The organism is Pedobacter sp. WC2423, from assembly GCF_040822065.1.
GTDB lineage: Bacteria > Bacteroidota > Bacteroidia > Sphingobacteriales > Sphingobacteriaceae > Pedobacter.
On sequence record NZ_CP162005.1, the window covers coordinates 993484 to 1016429 of the forward strand.

At 38.2% G+C, this 22946-nt stretch carries 22 protein-coding genes; 14 read left to right on the forward strand and 8 right to left on the reverse strand.

The annotated features are described in order from the left end of the window. Positions 1-54: 54 nt before the first annotated feature. The gene (locus AB3G38_RS03765) at positions 55-1920 is read left to right on the forward strand and encodes a M1 family metallopeptidase (RefSeq protein ID WP_367867159.1); all 1866 of its coding nucleotides are present in this window, start codon (positions 55-57) and stop codon (positions 1918-1920) included. Between the two features lie 19 nt (positions 1921-1939). Here the strand turns inward: AB3G38_RS03765 and queG are convergent, their stop codons facing one another. Next, positions 1940-2887 carry a tRNA epoxyqueuosine(34) reductase QueG gene (gene queG, locus AB3G38_RS03770; protein WP_367867160.1) on the reverse strand — a complete coding sequence of 316 codons (948 nt, stop codon included), beginning with the start codon at positions 2885-2887 and terminating at the stop codon, positions 1940-1942. Positions 2888-3109: 222 nt separating this feature from the next. Between queG and AB3G38_RS03775 the strand changes: the two genes are divergently transcribed. After that, complete coding sequence (locus AB3G38_RS03775; RefSeq protein WP_367867161.1) at positions 3110-3373, forward strand: hypothetical protein; 264 nt, start codon at positions 3110-3112, stop codon at positions 3371-3373. Positions 3374-3499: 126 nt separating this feature from the next. Then, a complete protein-coding gene (locus tag AB3G38_RS03780) occupies positions 3500-3709 on the forward strand; it encodes a hypothetical protein (RefSeq protein WP_367867162.1) in 210 nt (69 codons plus the stop codon). A 7-nt stretch (positions 3710-3716) separates the two neighbouring features. Here AB3G38_RS03780 and AB3G38_RS03785 read toward each other — a convergent pair whose 3' ends face one another. The 4 genes from AB3G38_RS03785 to pdxH all read right to left on the reverse strand — a co-directional run bounded on the left by AB3G38_RS03785 (position 3717) and on the right by pdxH (position 7936). Beyond that, positions 3717-5225, reverse strand: a complete 1509-nt coding sequence (locus tag AB3G38_RS03785; RefSeq protein ID WP_367867163.1) for a GNAT family N-acetyltransferase — start codon at positions 5223-5225, stop codon at positions 3717-3719. 128 nt (positions 5226-5353) lie between these two features. Next, positions 5354-6376: a Holliday junction branch migration DNA helicase RuvB gene (gene ruvB, locus AB3G38_RS03790; RefSeq protein WP_367867164.1), complete on the reverse strand. Its 1023-nt coding sequence runs from the start codon at positions 6374-6376 to the stop codon at positions 5354-5356. Positions 6377-6385: 9 nt separating this feature from the next. Further along, positions 6386-7276: a 3-hydroxyacyl-CoA dehydrogenase family protein gene (locus AB3G38_RS03795; RefSeq protein WP_367867165.1), complete on the reverse strand. Its 891-nt coding sequence runs from the start codon at positions 7274-7276 to the stop codon at positions 6386-6388. Positions 7277-7285: 9 nt separating this feature from the next. Next, on the reverse strand, positions 7286-7936 hold the full coding sequence (pdxH, locus tag AB3G38_RS03800; protein ID WP_367867166.1) for a pyridoxamine 5'-phosphate oxidase: 651 nt from the start codon (positions 7934-7936) through the stop codon (positions 7286-7288). Between the two features lie 50 nt (positions 7937-7986). Here pdxH and AB3G38_RS03805 point away from each other — a divergent pair, with 50 nt between their 5' ends. Further along, the gene (locus tag AB3G38_RS03805; RefSeq protein ID WP_367867167.1) at positions 7987-8550 is read left to right on the forward strand and encodes a YqgE/AlgH family protein; all 564 of its coding nucleotides are present in this window, start codon (positions 7987-7989) and stop codon (positions 8548-8550) included. A gap of 70 nt (positions 8551-8620) precedes the next feature. Here the strand turns inward: AB3G38_RS03805 and purE are convergent, their stop codons facing one another. Next, entirely contained in the window at positions 8621-9109 is a 489-nt protein-coding gene (purE, locus tag AB3G38_RS03810) for a 5-(carboxyamino)imidazole ribonucleotide mutase (protein ID WP_367867168.1), read from the reverse strand. Next, on the reverse strand, positions 9109-10248 hold the full coding sequence (locus tag AB3G38_RS03815) for a 5-(carboxyamino)imidazole ribonucleotide synthase (RefSeq protein WP_367867169.1): 1140 nt from the start codon (positions 10246-10248) through the stop codon (positions 9109-9111). The genes purE and AB3G38_RS03815 overlap by 1 nt, the downstream gene beginning before the upstream one ends. Positions 10249-10468: 220 nt before the next feature. Here AB3G38_RS03815 and AB3G38_RS03820 point away from each other — a divergent pair, with 220 nt between their 5' ends. The 10 genes from AB3G38_RS03820 (at position 10469) to AB3G38_RS03865 (ending at position 22213) form a co-directional block, all read left to right on the forward strand. Next, positions 10469-11659: an NAD(P)/FAD-dependent oxidoreductase gene (locus AB3G38_RS03820; protein ID WP_367867170.1), complete on the forward strand. Its 1191-nt coding sequence runs from the start codon at positions 10469-10471 to the stop codon at positions 11657-11659. 9 nt (positions 11660-11668) lie between these two features. Further along, positions 11669-13561, forward strand: a complete 1893-nt coding sequence (locus AB3G38_RS03825; protein WP_367867171.1) for an ATP-dependent DNA helicase RecQ — start codon at positions 11669-11671, stop codon at positions 13559-13561. A 16-nt stretch (positions 13562-13577) separates the two neighbouring features. After that, complete coding sequence (locus tag AB3G38_RS03830) at positions 13578-14291, forward strand: head GIN domain-containing protein (protein ID WP_367867172.1); 714 nt, start codon at positions 13578-13580, stop codon at positions 14289-14291. A gap of 27 nt (positions 14292-14318) precedes the next feature. After that, positions 14319-15047: a (Fe-S)-binding protein gene (locus AB3G38_RS03835; RefSeq protein ID WP_367867173.1), complete on the forward strand. Its 729-nt coding sequence runs from the start codon at positions 14319-14321 to the stop codon at positions 15045-15047. 84 nt (positions 15048-15131) lie between these two features. Beyond that, positions 15132-15944, forward strand: coding sequence for a hypothetical protein (locus tag AB3G38_RS03840; RefSeq protein ID WP_367867174.1), 813 nt, complete (start codon positions 15132-15134; stop codon positions 15942-15944). Between the two features lie 267 nt (positions 15945-16211). Next, positions 16212-16454, forward strand: a complete 243-nt coding sequence (locus tag AB3G38_RS03845) for a thioredoxin family protein (protein WP_183869888.1) — start codon at positions 16212-16214, stop codon at positions 16452-16454. Positions 16455-16476: 22 nt separating this feature from the next. Next, positions 16477-16839 (forward strand): class Ib ribonucleoside-diphosphate reductase assembly flavoprotein NrdI, encoded by a 363-nt coding sequence (gene nrdI, locus AB3G38_RS03850; protein ID WP_367867175.1) that lies wholly within the window; start codon positions 16477-16479, stop codon positions 16837-16839. 4 nt (positions 16840-16843) lie between these two features. Beyond that, positions 16844-18934: a class 1b ribonucleoside-diphosphate reductase subunit alpha gene (gene nrdE / locus AB3G38_RS03855; protein WP_367867176.1), complete on the forward strand. Its 2091-nt coding sequence runs from the start codon at positions 16844-16846 to the stop codon at positions 18932-18934. A 41-nt stretch (positions 18935-18975) separates the two neighbouring features. Beyond that, positions 18976-19959, forward strand: coding sequence for a class 1b ribonucleoside-diphosphate reductase subunit beta (nrdF, locus tag AB3G38_RS03860; protein WP_367867177.1), 984 nt, complete (start codon positions 18976-18978; stop codon positions 19957-19959). Between the two features lie 241 nt (positions 19960-20200). Continuing rightward, entirely contained in the window at positions 20201-22213 is a 2013-nt protein-coding gene (locus AB3G38_RS03865; protein ID WP_367867178.1) for a 7TM diverse intracellular signaling domain-containing protein, read from the forward strand. Positions 22214-22510: 297 nt separating this feature from the next. Here the strand turns inward: AB3G38_RS03865 and AB3G38_RS03870 are convergent, their stop codons facing one another. After that, complete coding sequence (locus tag AB3G38_RS03870; protein WP_367867179.1) at positions 22511-22762, reverse strand: hypothetical protein; 252 nt, start codon at positions 22760-22762, stop codon at positions 22511-22513. Between the last annotated feature and the right edge of the window lie 184 nt (positions 22763-22946).

Sequence of the window (22946 nt, forward strand, 5' to 3'; positions counted from 1 at the left end):
CCTGCATATGAATATGCAGGTTTTTTATTAAAAGGAAAATAAAATATAGAATCAATGAAAAAAATAACGATGCTCAGTCTATTTAGTATGATAGGTCTGAGCGTTTTTGCGCAACAGGGTTTGCCGGTCCCAGCGGATATTCAGCAAGCTTATCATAAAGGAACAAGGGCTGTAAATGGGAAACCAGGATTAAAATACTGGCAAAATACAGCTGATTATGATCTGAAAGTGGATTTTGATCCTGTATCGGGACTATTAAAAGGTACGGTTGATGTAATTTATAAGAATCAAAGTCCTGATACCCTGAAAGAGGTTTGGTTTAAATTATATCCAAATTTATATAAGCAGGGCAGCCCGCGTGCAAGTAAGGTTGCAGACAGGGATTTGGGAGAAGGGGTAAAGATTGGTTCGTTATCAATTAATGATAAAACGGTTTCTGCAGATGCCCTTCAAATTGATGGAACAAATATGCATACTGCTATTGCTGCACTGGCTCCGGGGAAGAGTATAAAAGTTAAAATTGCTTATCAATATACGCTGAACAGAGGTTCTCATAATAGAACGGGTATGGTAGATGAGGGTTCTTATTTTGTGGCCTATTTCTTTCCGCGCATTACGGTTTACGATGATATAGATGGCTGGAATAAGTATCCTTATCTTGGAGATGCAGAGTTTTATAATGACTTCTGTACTTTCAAAGCGGCGGTTACGGTTCCTAAAAACTATGTAATCTGGGCAACGGGAGATCTGATGAACGCAAAAAATGTGTTTCAGAAGAAAATTGCTGATAAGTTAGCTTTAGCTGAGCAGGCAGATAGTGTGGTCAATGTAATCAATGACAATGACCTTGCGACTCAGACTATTACTAAAAATCAGAGTTTTAATACCTGGAAATTTGAAGCAAAAAATGTAACTGACTTTGTTTTTGCCACGAGTAACCATTATTTGTGGAAGTCAACAAGTTTAGTTGTTGACCCAAAAACAAATAGAAGAACCCGTGTTGATGCTGCATTTAATCCGATTCATAAAGATTATTATGAAGTGATAGATTTTGCACGCAAATCTGTACATGCGATGAGTTATGAGTTCCCGAAATGGCCATATCCTTATGCGCATGAAACGATCTTTGATGGACTTGATCAAATGGAATATCCAATGATGGTCAATGATAACCCTGTTGAAAAACGGGAAAATTCAATTACGCTGACTATCCATGAGATTTTTCATACGATGTTCCCTTTTTACATGGGAACCAACGAAACAAAATATGGCTGGATGGACGAAGGATGGGCAACTATAGGGGAGTGGTTAATTTCTCCGATGATTGACTCAACTATGGTTGATGAATATGGAATACAGCCAACAGCATTTAATTCAGGTAAAAAAGATGACACACCAATCATGACCCTTACGCCGGATTTAGTTGGTTCAGGTTCTTTTACCAACTCTTATCCTAAGCCTGCTTTGGGTTATCTGTTTGTGAAGGATTATCTGGGTGATGAGTTGTTTACTAAAGCATTGCATAATTATATTACGCAATGGAACGGGAAACACCCAATGCCATTTGATTTCTTTTACAGTATGAATGAAGGTTCTGGTAAAAATATGGACTGGTTCTGGAACAGATGGTTCTTTGGAGAAGGCGACATCGATTTGGGCATTACCGGAGCAGATAAAACTGCTGATGGTTATGTTTTCAAAATAGAAAATAAAAGTCTTAAACCTCTGCCTGTTGACCTGACTTTTACTTATGATGATGGTTCTACTGAAAAGGCACATTGGAATATCGGTGTGTGGGAGAAACCTGAATTGAATATTTCTCTTCCATTCAAGACCAGTAAAAAAATAAAGAAAGCTGTGCTTGGAAGTACTTATGTACCGGATAAAAACGACTATAATAACATTTTATTTATTAAATAAGCTCATTTGAGCTCAATTCTTAACTTTCATCAGGAATTTGCCTGATGAAATCAATATTGCGGGTTAAGCCTTTAAACTTAGTCCGCTTTACTGCCGAATTCTTAAAGATCTGTTTAAATACATCTTCGGTAATATCCAGCCAGTCTTCTTTTTTCATAGTCAGCAAATTCTCGTTAGGCTTGAATTGTGGTTCGGTATGCGGAACTGAAAATCTGTTCCAGGGACAAACATCCTGACAAATATCACAGCCAAACATCCAGTTCTCCATTTTATTATCAAAGCTTTTAGGAATTTCTTCTCTGAGCTCAATGGTAAGGTAAGAGATGCATTTGGTCGCATCAATAATAAAAGGGGATAAGATCGCGTCTGTTGGGCAGGCATCTATACATTTGGTACAGGTACCACAGTGGTCAGTGGCAAAAGGTTCATCATAAGCCAGGTCAAGATCAATAATCAGCTCTGCGAGAAAGAAGAATGAGCCACTTTTTTTGCTGATGATATTGCTGTTTTTACCAATCCAGCCAATTCCTGCACGTTTAGCCCAGGCTCTGTCCAGTACGGGTGCGGAATCAACGAAAGCTCTTCCGCTTACTTCACCTATGTTTTCCTGAATAAAGCTGAGCAGTAAGAATAATTTATCTTTAATTACGGCGTGATAATCTGCTCCGTAGGCATACTTTGAGATTTTTGGTGCATTGGGGTCTGTTTGCTGCTCTTGCGGAAAGTAGTTTAAAGTCAGAGAGATGACGGATTTTGCATCATCAACTAATAGTGTAGGGTTCAACCTCTTGTCAAAGTGATTCTCCATATAACTCATTTGTCCGTGACGGTTATCTTTGAGCCATTTTTCCAATCTCGGAGCTTCTTCTTCAAGAAAGCCTGCTTTTGCAATACCGCACTGCATAAAGCCCAGTCTGATGGCTTCATCTTTAATGAGCTGGCTGTATTTTGCAGGGTTGTTGTACATTTCTGTTTACGAAGGTACGCATCTGTTATTTATAATAAAATTGATGTTTCTTGGTGTTTGATATTCAGGAGTTGTTTTGTGTCAGATGACCCTATGAAATGAACTTTTTAAGCCATAAGTTGGTGCAATAAAAAATATAAAGGAGAAAGCTGAAAATCCTTAAAAGAGTAGGTATTAATTAAAGTTTTTGATGCTTTTTGATGAATAAAAGTATTATTGATTATGGCTAATTCCTGGTATGCTTATTTAGGGGGAGATGTGACTTTGGTTTCAAGTTACAGAAGAACAAATGTAGAATTACCATCGTTAAAAGATGGTAACACATTGTCTGCGGTTTATTTACCTGATGTTGAAGATGAAGATGGAAACGTATGTAGTGTCTATCCTGCTTATATTCCTTCTGATGCATTGGATTATATTGCAGAAGCACTGATAACTGGCCGGTCACTGTCTTTAGATAGTCAGCCTTATGTTTGTTTAAGGTAAACTGTTGCTGAAAGAATACAGCCGGAAAATAGTGTCTCCTGCTTTGAAGGAAACTTTTGAGTCCTTTCGTTGTTATCTATGTATCAACTAAATTAATTGTCTGAAATTAACTTAACACTGTCAATCATGGAAAATACTGAATCTGAATTCAAAGAGAACCCGGAAAACAAACCTAAAGAAGTAGAGACTGATTATCCAAAACATCAGGATGACCCGGGACCATCACCACAGGCTGTAAACGAGGATAACGATAAAGGAGCAGGACCGGTAATTAAATGGGGGGTACCCATTATTATACTGCTCCTGCTCATTTATTGGTTGTTCTTAAGAAAATAATCCTTTATTATTTAAGGAGTTTAACTTCATAAAGATCAGTACGGCGGTCTTTCAATATTTTAACCGTACCAAAATGGTGCAATTCATCTAGTAAATGCAGGTCTACGTCCACAACAAGCATCATTTCTGTGTTTGGCGTAGTTTCTGCTTTTACTGCATTTGTTGGAAAAGCAAAATCTGAAGGTGTAAATACCGCAGATTGTGCAAACTGTATATCCATGTTATTCACCTTTGGAAGGTTACCTACACAACCGGCTATAGCTACATAACATTCGTTCTCTATGGCTCTGGCCTGGGCACATCTTCTTACCCTGGTGTAACCATTTTGTGTATCAGTCAGGAAAGGGACGAATAGTATCTGCATTCCCTGATCGGCATAAATTCTGCTTAATTCCGGGAATTCAACATCATAACAGATCAGGATACCGATTTTACCACAATCTGTATCAAATACCTGGATTTTATCACCTCCAACCATGCCATAATATTTCAGTTCGTTTGGCGTAATATGAATCTTTCTGTATTCCTCAGTTTTTCCGCTTCTATGGCACAGATAAGTAGCGTTATACAACTTATTGTTCTCTAAAATTGGCATACTGCCCGAAATAACATTCACATTGTAAGAAACGGCATAACTCTGGATTTTCTCTACAATTTCCGGAGTAAGCTCAGCTAGCTTACGCATAGCTTCCATTTCTGGTAAATGATTATAGGGTTGTAGTAACGGGGTATTGAACAGTTCAGGAAACATGATGAAATCAGATTTGTAACCACTTACAGCGTCTACAAAAAACTCCACCTGTTCATAAAAAGCATCCATATCCGGGAAAAGCCTCATTTGCCATTGTACCAATCCAATTCTGATTGTTTTAGCAGAACGTGCTGAAGCATCCACACCTTGATAATAGATATTGTTCCATTCAATTAAAGTAGCGAATTCTTTAGATTCATGATCTCCGGGGAGATAATTCTTTAATACTTTTCTGACGTGAAAGTCATTGGATATCTGGAAAGTAAGGGTAGGATCATAAATCTCTTTAGCCTTAACTTTATCTATATACTGTCTTGGGCTTAATTGATCTGCATATTCATGGTAACCCGGTATACGGCCACCTGCAATGATACTTTTTAAATTAAGACTTTCACAAAGTTCTTTTCTGGCTTCATATAACCTGCGGCCTAATCTCAATCCTCTGTATTCGGGAGAAACAAAAATCTCGATACCGTATAAGGTGTCGCCATTAGGATCATGTGTAGAAAAAGTATAAGCACCCGTTATCATTTGATAAGTGTGTTTATCACCATATTCATCATAATTTACGATCAATGCCAGTGAACATGCAACTACTTTATCATCTACAGCGATGCAGAGCTGGCCTTCAGGAAATAGTTTGAGTAATTTGGCAATGGTTTGTTTACTCCATATTTGTCCACCGAGGGTATCATATGCCTGTAACATTGACTCTTTCAGGTCGTCATAATCTTCCAGGGTCAGTTTTCTTGTTTCAATATTCATGTGCGTTATTTTAGTATAGCCAGTGATTGCTTATCAATAGTCATTAAAACTTTATAAACAATAACTGGCATGAAAGGTATTTAATATAGCTGTTGCTACACATAAATGATGCCTCAAAAATATTTTTCTTAAAATAACTTACCAGACTGTGCCTGATATTGTCTTTTAAGGTGTTTGTATGCAGCTTCTGTAACTTCTCTACCGCGCGAAGTACGCATCATATAACCTTCCTGAATCAGGAAAGGCTCATATACTTCTTCGATTGTTCCTTCGTCTTCACCAACAGCAGTCGCAATGGTTTTTAAGCCAACGGGGCCACCTTTAAATTTATCGATAATGGTTAGCAGGATTTTATTGTCCATTTCATCGAGCCCGTGTTCATCCACATTTAAAGCTGTTAGTGCATATTTCGCAATAGCGGTATCAATTGTACCATTCCCTTTGATCTGTGCAAAATCTCTTGTCCTTCTTAACAAAGCATTCGCGATCCTTGGTGTACCGCGGCTGCGTCTTGCAATTTCATAAGCACCTTCTTCTGTAATCGGTGTTTTAAGAATTTCTGAAGAGCGCAGTACTATGGTTGTCAGTAATTTAGCGTCATAATAAGCTAGTCTGGAATTGATACCAAACCTTGCCCTTAAGGGTGCTGTTAACAAACCCGAACGGGTAGTGGCACCAACCAGCGTAAACGGGTTCAATGTAATCTGAACAGAACGGGCATTAGGCCCGCTTTCCAGCATAATGTCAATTTTGAAATCTTCCATAGCAGAATACAAATATTCTTCTACCAGAGGGCTTAAACGGTGTATTTCGTCAATAAAAAGGATATCTCCGGTTTCCAGGTTTGTTAAAAGTCCTGCCAGATCTCCTGGTTTATCCAGTACCGGGCCGGAAGTCACCTTAATACCAACGCCCATTTCATTGGCGATAATATAAGAAAGCGTGGTTTTTCCTAATCCCGGGGGGCCGTGAAGTAATACATGGTCTAAAGGTTCGCCGCGCAGTTTAGCTGCTTTAACGAAAATCTTCAGGTTCTCCATGATTTTTTCCTGACCGGTAAAATCTTCAAAAGCCTGGGGACGCAGTACTTTCTCTATGTCCCTTTCCATGGGAGACAGACTTTCTGAAGAGGGATCGAGGTTTTCGTTCATGTGGTAAAGTTAAGATAAAAACTTAGCTGCTGGTTTCGCCTCTTTGACGCCCGCACTGTAATCATAAAATCCTTCTCCGGATTTAACTCCTTTTTTGCCTGCCATAACCATATTCACTAAAAGTGGGCATGGTGCATATTTAGGATTGCCAAATCCTTTGTGCAATACATTCATAATAGCCAGACAGACATCGAGTCCGATAAAGTCTGCTAATTGCAGTGGCCCCATTGGATGAGCCATACCTAGTTTCATCACAGTATCGATCTCTGAAACACCGGCAACACCTTCAAATAAAGTGTAAATAGCTTCATTGATCATTGGCATTAAAATACGGTTTGCTACAAATCCAGGATAATCATTTACTTCAACAGGAACTTTACCTAATTTTTCTGATAAACTCATTACCAGTGAAGTAGTCTCATCTGAGGTTGCATATCCACGAATTACTTCTACCAATTTCATCACTGGTACGGGATTCATAAAGTGCATGCCAATGACGTTTTCTCCCTTGGTTGTTACTGAGGCAATATGAGTAATTGAAATGGAAGAGGTATTACTGGCTAATATGGCTCCTGGTTTTACATAAGCATCAAGATCTCTGAAGATCTTCAGCTTAAGCTCCAGATTCTCTGTAGCGGCTTCAACGACAAGGTCAGCATTGGCAACACCCGATTTTAAATCTGTAAAGGTGGTTATATTCTTTAATGTTGTTGCTTTATCTTCTTCAGTTATGGTTCCTTTAGTAGCTTGTCTGTCAAGGTTTTTACTGATCGTATTTAATCCTTTGTTTAAGGCTTCCTGATTAATGTCAACCAGGTTAACCTGGTAGCCAAATTGGGCAAAAGTATGCGCTATACCATTTCCCATGGTACCAGATCCTATTACTGCTATTTTAGTCATTTTTTATGTTTAAGGTGCTAATCTGTTAATTGTCCATACGCCGTTAACGCTGGTATAAGTGATCCTGTCATGTAAACGGCTCGGACGTCCCTGCCAGAACTCCAGGTGTGCCGGCTTCAATACATAACCTCCCCAGTGCTCAGGACGCGGGACCTCTGTTTCCTGATAAGCCGCAGTCAGCTCTTTTACCCGTTCTTCCAGAATTTCACGATCAGGAATAACAGTGCTCTGTGGTGATGCGCTTGCTCCAATCTGGCTGCCTTTTGGGCGGGAGTGAAAGTAAGCTGTAGAAGCTTCTGCTGTCGCTTTGGTTACAGTACCTTCAATTCTGACTTGTCTTTCCAGTTCCGGCCAGAAAAACTGCATTGCAGCTTGTGGATTTTCCTGAAGATCTTTACCTTTTTTACTGTTGTAATTGGTAAAAAAAACAAAACCATCTTCATCAAATCCCTTTAAAAGGAGAATTCTGGAAGAAGGTTTGCCTGATAAATCGGCTGTAGCCAGAGTCATTACATTAGGCTCATACATTTTAGCGTCCAGCGCGTCTTTGAACCATTTTGCGAATTGTACAATTGGGTTTTTGTCGATATCTGCCTCTGAAAGTTCAGCAGCGCGGTAATCTTGTCTTAGGTTTTGAATATTTTCTTTGGTCAGCTCCATTTGACAAAAATAGTCTTTAGTTTTTTTAAAATTATAAGTAATTTTCCGAAATGATAAGTCGATTAGCACCTTCAGCCGGTAAACTGCTTGTTTCCGAACCTTTTTTAAATGATCCCAATTTTACACGGTCGGTAGTTTTTTTAACCGAACATAGTGAATTGGGAACGCTTGGTTTTGTAATTAATCAACCAAGCCTTGTTTTATTAGGAGAGCTGATTGAGGATATCGGCGGACCGGCTTTTCCAGTTTGTTATGGTGGCCCTGTGGCTACAGATACGATCCATTTTATCCACCGTTGTCCTGAAAAGATCTCAGGCGGAGAGGAGATCGCCAAAGGAATTTTCTGGGGAGGGAACTTTGAGAGCTTCAGCGCTTTAATGGGGAAAGGAGAACTGACTAAAGATGAGGTGAAGATTTTTGTGGGCTATTCGGGCTGGGAGGGGCCTCAGCTCAAAGCAGAGATGGAAGAGAATACCTGGATTGTTTCTGATCAGTACGACGCTGACATGATATTTTCTGCTGATGAAGAGCAGTTGTGGAAAGAGGTAATCATCCATCTGGGACCGAAATATGCACATATCAGTAATTTCCCTAAAAACCCTAATTTGAATTAACCAGATAATCCTGATGATAAAGACATAAAAAAACCTCCTGCTATAATTAGCAGGAGGTTTTTTGTATAGTTTAAGATTCTAACTCAGCAGCAGATTCTTCCACTTTTTTCCTCAATTCATCTTTATATCCCTGCATTTTAACAGCAAGTGCATGATCAGCGGTAGATAAAATCTGTACAGCAAGCAGGCCCGCATTTTTAGCTGCATTCAAAGCTACTGTAGCTACAGGGATACCATTAGGCATCTGTAAAATAGATAAAATAGAATCCCATCCATCAATACTATTAGAACTCTTTACTGGAACACCAATAACTGGTAAAACAGTAATTGATGCAACCATACCTGGTAGATGCGCAGCGCCACCAGCGCCAGCAATAATCACTTTAATTCCTCTTGAAGCAGCTTCTTTTGCGTAGCTGAACATTCTATCCGGTGTACGGTGTGCTGAAACAACCGTCATTTCAAATTCTACTCCAAATTCCTTTAAAATATCAGCAGCATCGTTCATGATATTTAAATCAGACTTGCTACCCATAATTATGCCTACTTGTGCGCTCATTAAGATATTACTTTTAGTGTTTCTTTGATTAAATTTGCCTTTTCAATAGCAGCTTCCCTGTTTTGATCTACAATGGTGATATGCCCCATCTTGCGGAAAGGCTTTGTATACTTTTTACCATAAAGGTGTACATAAACACCATCTATTGCCATTATCTTCTCTAAACCCTCATATTTTGCAACACCATCATGTCCTTTTTCTCCCAGTACATTCAGCATGACTGCGTTATTGATTGCACGGGTATCGCCCAGTGGCAGGTTAAATACCGAACGTAAATGCTGGTCAAATTGTGATACATAATTGCCTTCTATGGTGTGGTGACCACTATTGTGAGGCCTTGGCGCAAGTTCATTGACTAATATCTCTCCATCTTTTGTGATAAACATTTCTACAGCGAGCAGTCCTGTTATATTTAAAGCAGCAGCAATATTTTTTGCAATCAGTTCTGCTCTTTCCTGAACATGCTCAGGATAAGTGGAAGGAGAGATCAAAAACTCCACAAGATTTGCTTCTGCATTGAATTCCATTTCTACCATAGGAAAGGTTTTTACCTCACCATTGGAGTTTCTGGATACAATAACAGCAATTTCTTTTTCGAAATCAACCAGCTCCTCAATTAAACAAGGGCTGTCAAATGCATTGTCCAGATCTGCTATGTTATTAATCCGCATCACACCTTTACCGTCATAGCCATCTTTACGCTGTTTAAGCATATATGGAAATGGAAAACTTGAATTCAGTAAGTCGTCTTTGGTATTGGCCAGCTGAAAAGGGGCAGTAGGAATATCATTTTCTTTAAAAAATTGCTTCTGAATACCTTTATCCTGGATTAAACGGATAACTCTGGCTTGTGGAAACACCATTTTACCCTCTTTCTCCAATTGTTCTAAAGCCTCAATATTTACCTTTTCAATTTCAATAGTAATTACATCTGCTTTTTTGCCAAACTTATACACTGTATCAAAATCAGTGATAGATCCGCATTCAAAGTAGTTTGCCAGATGCTTGCAGGGAGCTTCATGATCAGGATCCAAAACCAGCGTAGTCAGATTGTAATTAATAGCTTCCTGAATTAACATCCGCCCTAATTGTCCACCACCCAGAATTCCTAATTTTAACTCACTTATTTGTTTTGCCATGTCGATATGAAAAAGTTATTGTTTTACGCCTGTTTAAAATTTACCTGATAATTTGTTTATGCTTCTTTTTAGCTGCAACTTCGTCAAATTCAAATTAGGCAGGAAAGCTGCCAAAATTGAATTTAACTTTGTTTCACTGAAAAATAAGCTGTAAACAATTTTAACCTATAAACTTAAACAGGCTTTATTTTGCACAAAAATAACAATATAAACGGATTTGATGGAGGCTGATGCTATAATAATTGGAGCAGGTGCATGCGGATTGATGTGCGCAGTACAAGCTGGATACCTTGGTAAGAAGGTGATTATACTGGAAAAAGGAAGTAAAGCGGGAGCTAAAATATTAATCTCCGGAGGCGGTAGATGCAACTATACCAATAGGTTCGCTACCGACGAACAATTCATTTCTGGAAACAAGCACTTTAGTAAATCGGCCTTCACACAGTGGACGGTTGCAGATACCATCAGCTTTTTTGAAACTTACGGGATTAATGGTAAGGAAAAAACATTGGGACAATTATTTCCGGAGGATAAGAATGCAAAAGACATTGTAGAGGTATTTACAGGGTTATGTTCAGACTTCGGACAAGAGATCAAATGCAATGCTGATGTAACTGATATTATACAAAACGACGGTTCTTATAGTGTCACTTATCAGCAATCTGGTAAAACATATACTTTAATTACTCCGAAACTGGTCATTGCTACTGGCGGGTTACCGATTCCAAAGATGGGTGCAACAGATTTTGCGTTGCGTTTTGCGCGTAAAAACGGATTAAAGATTATGGAGACTGCGCCAGCATTGGTCCCGCTGACGATTACCGGAAAAGAGGAAGACTGGTATGCACAACTTTCAGGAAATTCAGTTTTTTGTGAGGTTAGCAATGATAAAATTTCATTCGAGGAAAATATCTTGTTTACGCACTGGGGCTTAAGCGGGCCGGCTGTGCTGCAGATATCCTCTTATTGGCAGCCTGGTGAAAGTATCAATATTAATTTGCTGCCTCACGAGGATATTACAGCATTGCTTGAAGAAGAAAGAAAATACCACGGAAAGACATTATTGTCTACCTTACTGAACAGATTTTATGCGAAGAAGTTCACCGATGCGCTGCATAAATACCTGCCAGTTGACAAACAGGTAGCCGCTTTGACGAAAACTGAGTTAGCGTTAATCCATCAGACTATTCATTGGTTTAAAGTAAAGCCAGCTGGCGATAAGGGCTATGACAAGGCAGAAGTGATGCGTGGTGGAATTGATACCAATGAGTTATCTTCTAAAACGCTTGAGTGTAAAAAAATGCCAGGCCTGTATTTTGGCGGGGAATGTGTAGATGTTACCGGATGGCTTGGCGGATATAATTTTCAATGGGCATGGGCTTGTGGCTTTGTGATTGCACAGGGGATATAGCGCATTTTTATGAACGAAACAGAGGTATTAAAACAATATTGGGGATTTAATTCATTCAGACCTTTACAGCAGGATATTATCCAGGCTGTATTGGAAGGAAAGGATGTGATGGCACTTTTGCCTACAGGTGGCGGGAAATCTTTATGTTTCCAGGTACCTGCGCTGGTAAAAGAGGGGATTTGTATTGTCATTTCGCCACTGATTGCGCTGATGAAAGATCAGGTAGAAAATTTAAAAGCAAAAGGAATCAATGCCGTCGCTATTTATGCCGGAATGGGCAAAAGAGAAATAGATATTTTGCTGGATAACTGTATTTACGGCCCTGTCAAATTTCTTTACCTTTCACCGGAACGTTTATTATCTGACCTGGTCAGAACCAGGATCTCTTATATGAACGTTAACCTGATTGCAATAGATGAAGCTCATTGTATTTCGCAGTGGGGTTATGATTTCAGACCATCTTATATGCAGATTACCGCTTTAAGAGAGATTCATCCTGAAGTTCCTTTTATTGCATTAACGGCAACTGCGACAGCTTTTGTAAGGGAAGATATCGTAGATAAATTAGCGCTCAGAAATCCGCAGATCTTTGTACAGAGCTTTGCGCGTAAAAACCTGAGTTACGTAGTTTTTGGGCTGGAGGATAAGCACAAAAAGCTGATTGATATTGTAACGAATGTAAAGGGGAGCGGGCTGGTTTATGTACGTAACAGACGTGAAACTTCAGAAATTGCTCTTTTTTTACAAAGAAATCAGATAGCTGCCGATTTTTATCATGCAGGAATAGATAAAGACGAACGTTCCAGAAAACAGGAGGCCTGGAAGCAGAATAAGATCAGGATCATGGTCGCAACCAATGCTTTTGGAATGGGAATAGATAAGCCTGATGTTCGTTTTGTAGTCCATCTCGATCTCCCGGAAAGTCTGGAGGCGTATTACCAGGAGGCGGGTCGCGGAGGCAGGGACGGGAAAAGGGCTTTTGCGGTTTTACTGGCTAATGCTTCAGATCAACTGGCATTAAAAGCTAAATACACGGATAGTTTTCCATCTGTAGAAGAGATCAGGAAAACCTATCATTATTTGGGAACTTATTTTCAACTTGCTTATGGAGCAGGGGCAGGGATTAATTTTAGTTTTGATCTGGCCGATTTCTGTAAGCGTTTTAAGTTGGGGGTAATCAAGACCATGGGCGCCTTAAAGTTTTTGGAGCATGATGGTTATATCACGCTTTCGGAAAATATATTTTTACCTTCCCGGGTGTTATTTACGGCAGGAAATGAAGATGTTTATCGTTTTCAAATTGAGAATTCAGGCTATGATCCTTTGATTAAAACGATATTGAGATCTTATGGCGGAATGTTTGACCATTATGCTAATATCAGCGAAAGCGATATTGCAACCAAACTGAAAACCTCTTTTAACAATGTTGTGCGGCAATTGAATAACTTGCAGGATCAGGGTTTGATTTCTTATCTTCCGCAAACAGATCAGCCTCAAATGCAGTTTATATTAGCGAGGGTAGACTTATTGCATCTGGATACGGATGTAAAGTATATAGAATTGAGAAAAAAGATACAGTCTGAACAGATTCGTGCTGTATTAGCTTATGCAGATACATTTGTTTGCAGAAGTATTCAGTTATTATCTTATTTTGATGAACCGAATGCTGACCAGTGCGGGGTATGTGATGTTTGTTTAGCGCAGAAAAGGAATGAAGACCTTGCAGAACTGGATGATAAGATCGATTTTGAAATTGCAACACTGGTTCAAACGGAACCCCGGACACTCGATGAGCTGATTAATCAGATCAGAACCGGCACCGATCAGGACAAGCTAAACCGCATTCGCGAGCTGCTGGATGCAGGTAAAATTAAAACAGACGGCAAAAACTATTACCTTTGACAAACCTTGAAATATTATGATGAAGAAATTATTCCTATTTAGCTTAGCGCTGCCTTTAGTTTTTACAGCATGTAAAACTAAATGTGTAGAAGATTCGGGTCTGCATTCCAGTAAAGAATTTACAGTGAAACCTTATAATGAAATTGTAGTCAACGGGCCTGTTAAATTACTGATGCGCCAGGACAGCAGTTTTAAAGTAAATATACAGGCAGATTCTAATGTAATCGGGCTGATCAAAGCTGAAGTCAATAAAAATGGACTGGTTATTGAACTTGATCCGAAAAAATATTGCGGAAAGGATTCTATTATAGTGACCGCCGGAATCGGAGAGCTTAAAACGCTTGAAGCTAAAGGAGCGAGCCATATTTATACTTCATCACGTATCAATGTAAATGACCTTGATGTGAAGTCATCTGGTGCAACTACCATCAGCCTGGAATTGAATGCTGGTAAGCTGACGACCACTACTGATGGTGAGGCGCATATTAACCTGATCGGACAGGCAGGTGTACACCAGGTAAAGAGTAAAGGGGTAATACAGATGAACGCATTTGATTTTATTACAGGTATTTACAACCTTGATGTTGAAGGAGTAGGTAAGCTGAATATTAATGTACTGAATGAGCTTAAAGCGAAAACTTCGGGCGCTACAACGATCTATTATAAAGGAAATCCTAAAAAAGTAGATGAAAATAAATCTGGCGTTGCTAAACTGGAAAAAGTAAACTAGTACACTGTAAGATCCTAATATTTATTAATGAAAGTAGAATTATTTATCCCCTGTTTTGTCGATCAGTTATATCCTGAAACAGCTTTTAGTACTGTTAAACTTTTAGAAAAAGCAGGTTGTGAGGTGAGTTACAATCCCGGCCAAACCTGCTGCGGGCAACCAGCTTACAATGCTGGTTATTGGGAAGAGGCAAAAGCTACAGGTACAAAGTTTTTGAACGATTTTTCAGGTGCTAATTATATTGTAGCTCCTTCTGCTTCGTGTGTTGGGATGGTGAAAAATGGGTTTAATGATCTATTTACCAATTCTAATGTCCATAATAAATGCAGGACACTGCAGGGAAATATTTTCGAACTTTCTGATTTCCTGATTAATGTGCTTAAAAAGGATTATTTCGGCGCAGAACTGGAGGGTAAAGCTGTTTACCATGATTCTTGCAGTGGCTTAAGGGAGTGTAAAATTAAAGAGGAGCCTCGTTTGCTGCTGGAAAAAGTTCATGGACTGGAAATGATGGAGATGAAAGACACAGACATGTGCTGTGGCTTTGGTGGTACTTTTGCAGTTAAATTTGATGCTATTTCTTCTGCTATGGCAGAACAGAAGGTGAACAATGCCCTTGATCAGGATGCAGATTATATTATTTCTACAGATTTATCTTGTCTGATGCATTTGCAAGGCTATATCGATAAAAATCAGCTTCCTATTAAAACTATGCATCTTGCTGATGTTTTAGCGAATGGATGGCTTGAATATTAGTTTACAATTGCGGCGTTTCAGCTTTAACTTTTTTTAACATTTCAAAACTATATTTAGCACTGTTTTTGCAGAAGCAGAGCAGATATGAGACGACTATTTATTGTGGTCATCTGCCTGATTGCATTTTCGGTCCGGGTAGATGCACAGCCTGAAAAATCAGGAACAATACTATTTGAAAGTACTTTTGATCCGGCAGGACTGACTGCTGCAAATGGCATAAAACTCAGTAGTGAAGCTGCTGCAAGAATGCCTAAAAGTTCAGTGACCAATTTTGAATTAAAGTTTGATCAGCTCCATGCCAGTTATAAACAGCAGGAGAATCCCAATAGCAGTACGCAAAGAGCAGGACATTATAATGGACTGGGTGTTTTTGGGGGTGGTTTTAGCCGGGATTATTATTATGATTTCCAGGCTCAACGGCTGATTCAGGCTTTTGATTTAAATGACACTCTTTTTTTAATGGAGGACAAAATGGGCTTACTGCCTGAAATGAAGTTCGGAACCGGACAAATTGTACCTGTAATTGACTATGTTAAATCCGATAAAGTGAAACAGATATTAGGATTTACCTGTCATCAGGTGATTGCTAAAACTACGGTTAAACATAAAATTATGGGAGTGGAAAAAGAAATTACTGAGGAGGCTGTCATTTGGTATACCGATGAGTTAGGTTTTAATTTTTCTCCAAATCCGGTATTGTGGACAGCGGGAGCGGTGCTTGCCATTGAAAGTAAAGGAACGCATATCCAGGCTAAGAGTATTCACTATAAAGACATCAAAGCTGAAGATATTGATTTACCAAAGATGGGTATCCTGATTAGTCAGCAACAACTCCATATCAAATTGGATTTACGCAGAAAAATGACCCGCCTTTCCAGAAATGGGTCATGGAATTGATAACTTTCAACACTCGCTCTTAATTCACAAAGATGAATTGATTTCGGTCAAATAAAACGCAATACTCTTCCTGCTAGTTAATTGCAAAAAAGCGTTTACAAAGTTTAACTAATTTAATTGGTTTTTCAGTAAATAATCAGTCATAATTATTGCTCTCTTTTCCACCAGTGTTGATAACATTTAGAATCTGTCTAAGCAGAATTTTGCATTTTTGAGCTCCGCTAAAATAGGTCGGCAAGAGGGCTGATTTACATAAAAACCTTCAAAATGAGCACAAAAAGAATAATCAAATTCGAAAAAGATGATTGCAGTCCATGCAATATGGTTTCAGAATATCTGGATAGAAAAGGAGTTATCTATGAAACTATTAATCCCTTCAACCAGCCAGAACTGGCCATGCAGTTCCGGGTTCGTTCGGTACCCACAGTAATTTTATTAGAACAAGAGCAGGAATTGTCCCGGGTTATAGGTTTTAAGCCGGATGAATTGTCTGTGCTTGTAGCAGTTTAAATTTCAACAAAATACAATGCCGATGACCTGGATTTATTATGATAGTAAAACCGGTAACGTGGAGCGATTTGTAAACCGTTTGAAGTTACACCGTGACTGGACGATTCAAAAGATAGATGAGGCGTCAAAGCCTTTACATGAAGGACATCTGATTACGTATACCACAGGATTCGGAGAAGTCCCGGTTTCTACTTTACGTTTTCTGGATGAAAACAGCAGTATGATCAAATCTGTCTCTTCCAGTGGAAACAAAAACTGGGGCCCCAATTACGCGAAGGCAGCTACGAGGATCTCAGATCAGTTTAAATTACCCATCCTGATGCAGTTTGAGCTTTCAGGAACAATGGCAGATATCCAAAAATTTATAGAAAAAATAGAGGGCTAATGATATGGTAACGAAAAAGTGGATCTTATTAAATAATGAGATCATGATTAAAAATGACGACGAGTTCAGCCTTCATAAAGATAAAGAAGCTGTTCGTTCCTATTTTTTGGATTATGTAAACAAGAATACTGTCTTCTTTTATACTTTGAAAGAGAAGATAGATTACCTGATAGAGCAGGAATATTACGTTGATTTTTATCAATGGTATACTTTTGAACAAATGGAAGAGGTTTATGACCTGGTTTATGCAAAGAAATTCAGATTCCAGTCTTTCATGAGTGCGTTTAAATTCTTTCAGAGCTATGCTTTAAGAGATGATAGCGGAGAGAAATTCCTGGAACGTTATGAAGACCGGGTTGTTGCGGTATCTCTTTTTTTAGCCAGAGGAGATGTTGCTGAAGCTAAATCTTATGCAGAAATGCTGATTAATCAGGAGTATCAGCCGGCAACACCAACATTTTTGAACTCAGGTAAGAAACGCTCCGGCGAATTGGTTTCCTGTTTTCTGGATGAAATAGGTGATAACCTGAATGGTATCGGTTATGCGATAGACTCTGCTATGAAGTTATCTTCAATTGGCGGGGGGGTATCCTTCAATTTATCGAAGATCCGTGCCCGTGGAGAATCTATTAAAGATGTTGAAGGCCGTGCAGGAGGTGTCTTGCCGATTATGAAAATTCTGGAAGATACTTTCTCTTATGCCAATCAATTAGGACAGCGTCCTGGAGCAGGAGCGGTTTATCTGAATATTTTCCATACGGATATTGAAGAGTTCCTGGATTGCAAAAAGATCAATGTCGATGAAAAAGTGAGGATTAAATCACTGTCTATTGGCGTGGTTGTACCGGATAAATTCATGGAGCTTGCTGAAAAAGATGAAGCCTGTTACTTATTCCATCCACACACGGTATTGAAACAATACGGTAAATATCTGGATGAGATGGATATGGATGAAATGTACGAAGAACTCGTAACCAATCCGCTGGTTAAAAAGAAAAAGATTAATGCGCGTCACCTGATGGTGAAAATTGCGCAAACCCAGAAAGAAAGTGGTTATCCTTATCTGTTCTTTAAAGGAAATGCAAACAGAGGACATGCGCTGAAAGATCTGGGGAACGTTAAGTTCTCCAACCTGTGTACCGAAATTATGCAGATCTCTGAGGTTTCAGACATAGAGATTTACGGTAAAGAAGATCAGATCCGCTATGGTATTTCCTGTAACCTGGGTTCTTTGAATATTGCAACGGTAATGGATAACAAAAGGATCAGAGAAGCTGTTAAAACGGCTATGAGATCACTTACTGTAGTTTCAGATCTGACCAATATTGCGATGGTGCCTTCTGTACAGAAAGCGAATAAAGAATTACATAGTGTTGGTTTGGGAGCGATGAACTTACATGGCTTCCTGGCTAAAAATTTCATTATGTATGAAAGTAAAGAAGCACTGGATTTCTGCAATGTCTTTTTTATGATGGTTAATTTTTATTCTATCCAGAGCTCAATGGAGATCGCGAAAGAGAAAAATGAAACTTTTGTAGGATTTGGAGCTTCGGAATATGCAAATGGAAACTACTTCGCTTCTTATGTTGCCCAGGATATTGTTCCTTTAAATGCTAAGATTGCCGCTTTGTTTGAAGGAATGACTATTCCTTCAGCAGCAGACTGGACTGACTTAATGAACCAGGTGAAGCAACATGGTTTATATCACGCTTACAGGCTTGCCATAGCGCCTAATCAGTCTACATCATACATTATGAATGCTACGGCATCAGTAATGCCTGTAGTAGACGTAATTGAGGTCAGAGAGTATGGTGATAGTACAACTTACTATCCTATGCCTTATCTGGACAATGATAACTATTTCTTCTACAAATCAGCTTATGATATGGATCAGAAAAACGTGCTGCGGTTAATTTCGGTTATTCAAAAGCATGTGGATCAGGGGATTTCGACTATTCTGCATACCAATACCAAAGACAGTACGCGTGATATTGCAAAGTATTATATCTATGCACATAAAATGGGACTGAAATCCCTTTACTATACCCGTACCCGTAAGGCTTCGATTGACGAATGTGTTTCTTGTTCCGTATAATCAGGTTTTTAATTAATTTATAAGATTTAAATCAGACATCAATGAGTCACTATAAAGCAGTAAACTGGAATACACCTGAAAATGATTATGCGGGCATGTTCTGGGAGCAGAATCTGCGTCAGTTCTGGATAGATACAGAGTATATTCCTTCTAAAGATATCGATAGCTGGAAATCTTTAAGTCCTGAGATTCAGGAGGCCTATAAAAAGGCATTAGGCGGCTTAACTCTGCTGGATACGATTCAAAGCCATACAGGTATGCCAAAACTACTGGATCATATCGATGGCTTACAGAATAAAGCTGTATTATCTTTCATGTGTATGATGGAAGCTATTCACGCGAAATCATACTCCACCATTTTTACTACCGTAAACAGTACGGCAGAGATTAACGAATTATTCGAATGGGTAGAAAATAATAAGCTCCTTCAATTTAAGGCAGCTACGATTGATAGATATTACAGAAACCTGGATGCCGATAAAGTAAGCAATGAAGTCTTGTTTATGGGGCTTGCGGCATCAGTATTACTAGAATCATTTTTGTTTTATAGTGGATTTTTTATGCCGCTATGGCTTGCCGGGCAGGGCCAGATGGTTGCAAGTGCAGATATTATCAAAAAAATTGTTGCTGATGAATCCATCCATGGTGTGTTCGTCGGTCTGCTTGCTCAGGATGTATATAAAAAGTTATCAAATCCTGAAAAATGTAAGGCAGAGCTGGTTGAATTATTAATGGAGTTGTATGAAAATGAGTTGAAATATACGGACGAATTATACACTGAAGTTGGTTTAACTGCTGATGTAAAAGAATATGTCCGATACAATGCGAATAAGGCAATGATGAATCTTGGATTTGAAGAGCTATTTGAGATAAAAGCAGTTAATTCTATAGTTTTAAATGGGTTGAATGGTGAAACTACACAGCATGACTTCTTCTCAAAGAAATCTACGAACTACGAAAAAAGTACAGAAATTCTTTATTTAAGAGATGAAGATTTTCAAATGGATACAAATCCTGTTTTCTAAAAAAGAAGGATAAGTCCAATTCCGTTTCAGTGCCAGCTTTTTCTATATACGATAGTTGGCTTCTTGTTCCGGGGTTGGACTTTTATTTTGCTTCTACATTTGATAATTATGTATAAGATTATATTTCAGTTAATTGCGTGTTTTTGATTTAGATTTGTTTTGACCAGATGGTTGCCAGGGTTGCTTAAATTCTATTTATGTTTAAATCTATTTACCTTATATTTGTTGGACAGAATAATTAATGCGCTCTACACTCTTTTTACTTCTTTTTTTTCTATCAACTGCTGCTTATAGCCAGGTAATTACTGTCAACAGAAATTTACCATATTTAAGTCTTGGCAAGTCTGTAAGTTATTTTATTGACGTCAACGGTAAGCTGACTATAGATCAGGCCGCAGAAAAGGCGAAAAGGGGTGAATTTCTCAGATCAAATGCAGCTATACTTAATTTTGGAAACTCTTCTGCTGCATTCTGGATAAAAGTTTCTTACCGGAATCAGGCCCGTTCTAAAGCATTTTTGGTACTTGACGTGTCGAGTATAGAATCTGTAGACTTTTATAAGCGTAATGCTTCAGGCTCATTTACTAAAATTCATACGGGTAGTCTTGCTCCTGAAAATCCAGCATTAATAGCGGCTAATAATTATATTTTTACTTTACCTGATTACAATTATAATGCTGTTCAGCAGGATGTTTATTTGAGATTGAAAACAAATAATATTCTCCTGGTTCCTTTAAAGATAGCTGTGTCAGAAAGCTTGGTGGAAGGTCTTAATTCAACTGAACGTGTAGAATCAATTTATATCGGAATTCTGACTACCCTGTTTTTCTTTAATATTTTCGTGTTTATCCGGTCAAAAGATAAAGCCTATTTTTATTATAGTGTTTATATTCTTTCGTTATTCGTTTATATGGTCTGCTACTTCAGGGGGTACAGTTATTATATGGGATATGATTTCAGAGTATTTGTTAATACTTATCCCTATTTGTTTCTTGGATTGGGGAGTATTGCCGGTATCGCATTTTCCAGCAGTTTTCTAAATTTAAAGGTTTTATTGCCACAATCAAAACAGTTGGTCAGGGTGCTGATTGGTAGCTGGATTTTTGTGATGATTTTATGTTTGCTGGGTTATAAATCATATTGTTCCATGCTGGTGCAGGTTTTAACGGCTACTTCATCTCTGGTCATCTGGCTGTTGGGTGTTGTCGTTTATTATAAGGGGTATAAGCCGGCTTTATATTATATAATCGCCTGGGCATTTGTTTGTTTAACTTCAGTATGGGTTGTACTGAGTATGTCTAATTTTTTTATTTATAGTGAGTTATCATTTAAGTTTGCTCCATTGGGATTTATCCTTGAACTACTTTTATTGTCTCTTGCAATGGGAGATAGATTAAAGGATCTGGCGGCCTCAAAACTACTTATGAAGTCTGAAAAGATAAGAATTCAGGAGGAGAACCTTTATCTGATCAGTACCCAGAATGAGCGGTTGGAAAAGATAGTAGAGTCGAGAACAAAGTCGCTGCGGAAAATAGTAAAGTCTCTGGAGGAAGCGAATACAGATAAAAGCAGGCTCTTTTCGATTATCGCACATGATCTTCGAAGCCCTTTCCATAGTCTGATGAGTTTATATTCTCTGAATGATCTTGATTTGTTATCACTTGAAGAGGTAAAAATGCTGCTGAATGATAGCCGTAAAAGCTTCGATCATATTCATAACACATTGAATAATCTTTTGTATTGGGCACAAAGTCAGTTAAAGGGTATTAGTACGATTCCAGTCTGCTTTAGTATTCCGGTTTTGACAAATGATTTAATGCTGGTTTATCAACCGCTTATCAAAAGGAAGAATATAACGACAGAGATGATTATAAATGATGAGCAGGATGTTTATGCGGATTTAAATCAGATTAACCTGGTGATGCGTAATCTCATTGATAACGCGATTAAATTTACTCCATTAGGTGGTCATATTCGTTTAAAAATATGGGGCAATGAAAACTTTATTTATATAGATGTCTGCAATCCGGTAGCGGGTGTTCTGAGTATAGATCAATTGGCTGAGGACTCAGATTTGCAACCTTCATACGGTACATCTAATGAACGGGGAGTAGGACTCGGACTGCAATTATGCCGTGACTTCGTAGAAAAGAATAATGGTTTGCTTAAGGCAAGTAAGGAGGAGGGCTGTGTAGTACTTCGTTTCAATTTACCTAAATTCAAACCGGGTATTACTCCTGTTTCAAACAAATAATATTCTATTAATAATAATCGGTTTTGTTAATTTTTCCTAGCTTGGTTTAAGTTTAAAAAGATATGATTTATGTGTAAACAATATTATATTTTGTGGTTTTTAGTGACAGAATATAATATTGTTTAATATTGTAATTGATTCTTATTCTTTCTGTTGTATTTGTTTTGTTGAAGTAATAGTTTCTTTTTGACAATAAATATTTGTTATGTTGTGTTTAAAACAATATAAAATTCAGAATATTATTCTGTGTAGTATTTATTGGCGCTGTATTACAGATATTTATATTATTTATATAAACTAATACTCTTGTCTTTTGTAAGCGGCTGAGAAATCCAAACGCATCGTCTTAAAACGTTCTACTACAGTAGCAATAAATGTCTCATCAAGCATTTGAAATATTTCATTTGCTCCTCCTCCGGTCAGGTCAAGCTCAGATAATTTATAGCTCTGTTCAAATGTTCCCTGTTCAAATTTTACAATATACTTTTGGTTCATATTGAACAAAGTGATCTTGCATTCAGGATGGGGCAGTTCGGCGATTACTCTCATAAAAAGAATTAAATTAGTGTATTAAAAGCTGACGAAGTTGCAGCTAAAAAGAAACACAAACAAATAATTCGGTTAAATTTTAAAGCGGTGTCCGGAATATTACTAATCCTTTACATCGATGTGCAGGTGATTGTTTAATTTTAGAGGCAGCTTAAACAGCATAAAAAATTAATAGAAATTATAA

Coding starts and splice junctions, on each gene's coding strand:
- AB3G38_RS03765 (WP_367867159.1), top strand. CDS start 55: ATGAAAAAAATAACGATGCTCAGTCTATTTAGTATGATAGGTCTGAGC.
- queG (WP_367867160.1), bottom strand. CDS start 2,887: ATGTACAACAACCCTGCAAAATACAGCCAGCTCATTAAAGATGAAGCC.
- AB3G38_RS03775 (WP_367867161.1), top strand. CDS start 3,110: ATGGCTAATTCCTGGTATGCTTATTTAGGGGGAGATGTGACTTTGGTT.
- AB3G38_RS03780 (WP_367867162.1), top strand. CDS start 3,500: ATGGAAAATACTGAATCTGAATTCAAAGAGAACCCGGAAAACAAACCT.
- AB3G38_RS03785 (WP_367867163.1), bottom strand. CDS start 5,225: ATGAATATTGAAACAAGAAAACTGACCCTGGAAGATTATGACGACCTG.
- ruvB (WP_367867164.1), bottom strand. CDS start 6,376: ATGAACGAAAACCTCGATCCCTCTTCAGAAAGTCTGTCTCCCATGGAA.
- AB3G38_RS03795 (WP_367867165.1), bottom strand. CDS start 7,276: ATGACTAAAATAGCAGTAATAGGATCTGGTACCATGGGAAATGGTATA.
- pdxH (WP_367867166.1), bottom strand. CDS start 7,936: ATGGAGCTGACCAAAGAAAATATTCAAAACCTAAGACAAGATTACCGC.
- AB3G38_RS03805 (WP_367867167.1), top strand. CDS start 7,987: ATGATAAGTCGATTAGCACCTTCAGCCGGTAAACTGCTTGTTTCCGAA.
- purE (WP_367867168.1), bottom strand. CDS start 9,109: ATGAGCGCACAAGTAGGCATAATTATGGGTAGCAAGTCTGATTTAAAT.
- AB3G38_RS03815 (WP_367867169.1), bottom strand. CDS start 10,248: ATGGCAAAACAAATAAGTGAGTTAAAATTAGGAATTCTGGGTGGTGGA.
- AB3G38_RS03820 (WP_367867170.1), top strand. CDS start 10,469: ATGGAGGCTGATGCTATAATAATTGGAGCAGGTGCATGCGGATTGATG.
- AB3G38_RS03825 (WP_367867171.1), top strand. CDS start 11,669: ATGAACGAAACAGAGGTATTAAAACAATATTGGGGATTTAATTCATTC.
- AB3G38_RS03830 (WP_367867172.1), top strand. CDS start 13,578: ATGATGAAGAAATTATTCCTATTTAGCTTAGCGCTGCCTTTAGTTTTT.
- AB3G38_RS03835 (WP_367867173.1), top strand. CDS start 14,319: ATGAAAGTAGAATTATTTATCCCCTGTTTTGTCGATCAGTTATATCCT.
- AB3G38_RS03840 (WP_367867174.1), top strand. CDS start 15,132: ATGAGACGACTATTTATTGTGGTCATCTGCCTGATTGCATTTTCGGTC.
- AB3G38_RS03845 (WP_183869888.1), top strand. CDS start 16,212: ATGAGCACAAAAAGAATAATCAAATTCGAAAAAGATGATTGCAGTCCA.
- nrdI (WP_367867175.1), top strand. CDS start 16,477: ATGACCTGGATTTATTATGATAGTAAAACCGGTAACGTGGAGCGATTT.
- nrdE (WP_367867176.1), top strand. CDS start 16,844: ATGGTAACGAAAAAGTGGATCTTATTAAATAATGAGATCATGATTAAA.
- nrdF (WP_367867177.1), top strand. CDS start 18,976: ATGAGTCACTATAAAGCAGTAAACTGGAATACACCTGAAAATGATTAT.
- AB3G38_RS03865 (WP_367867178.1), top strand. CDS start 20,201: ATGCGCTCTACACTCTTTTTACTTCTTTTTTTTCTATCAACTGCTGCT.
- AB3G38_RS03870 (WP_367867179.1), bottom strand. CDS start 22,762: ATGAGAGTAATCGCCGAACTGCCCCATCCTGAATGCAAGATCACTTTG.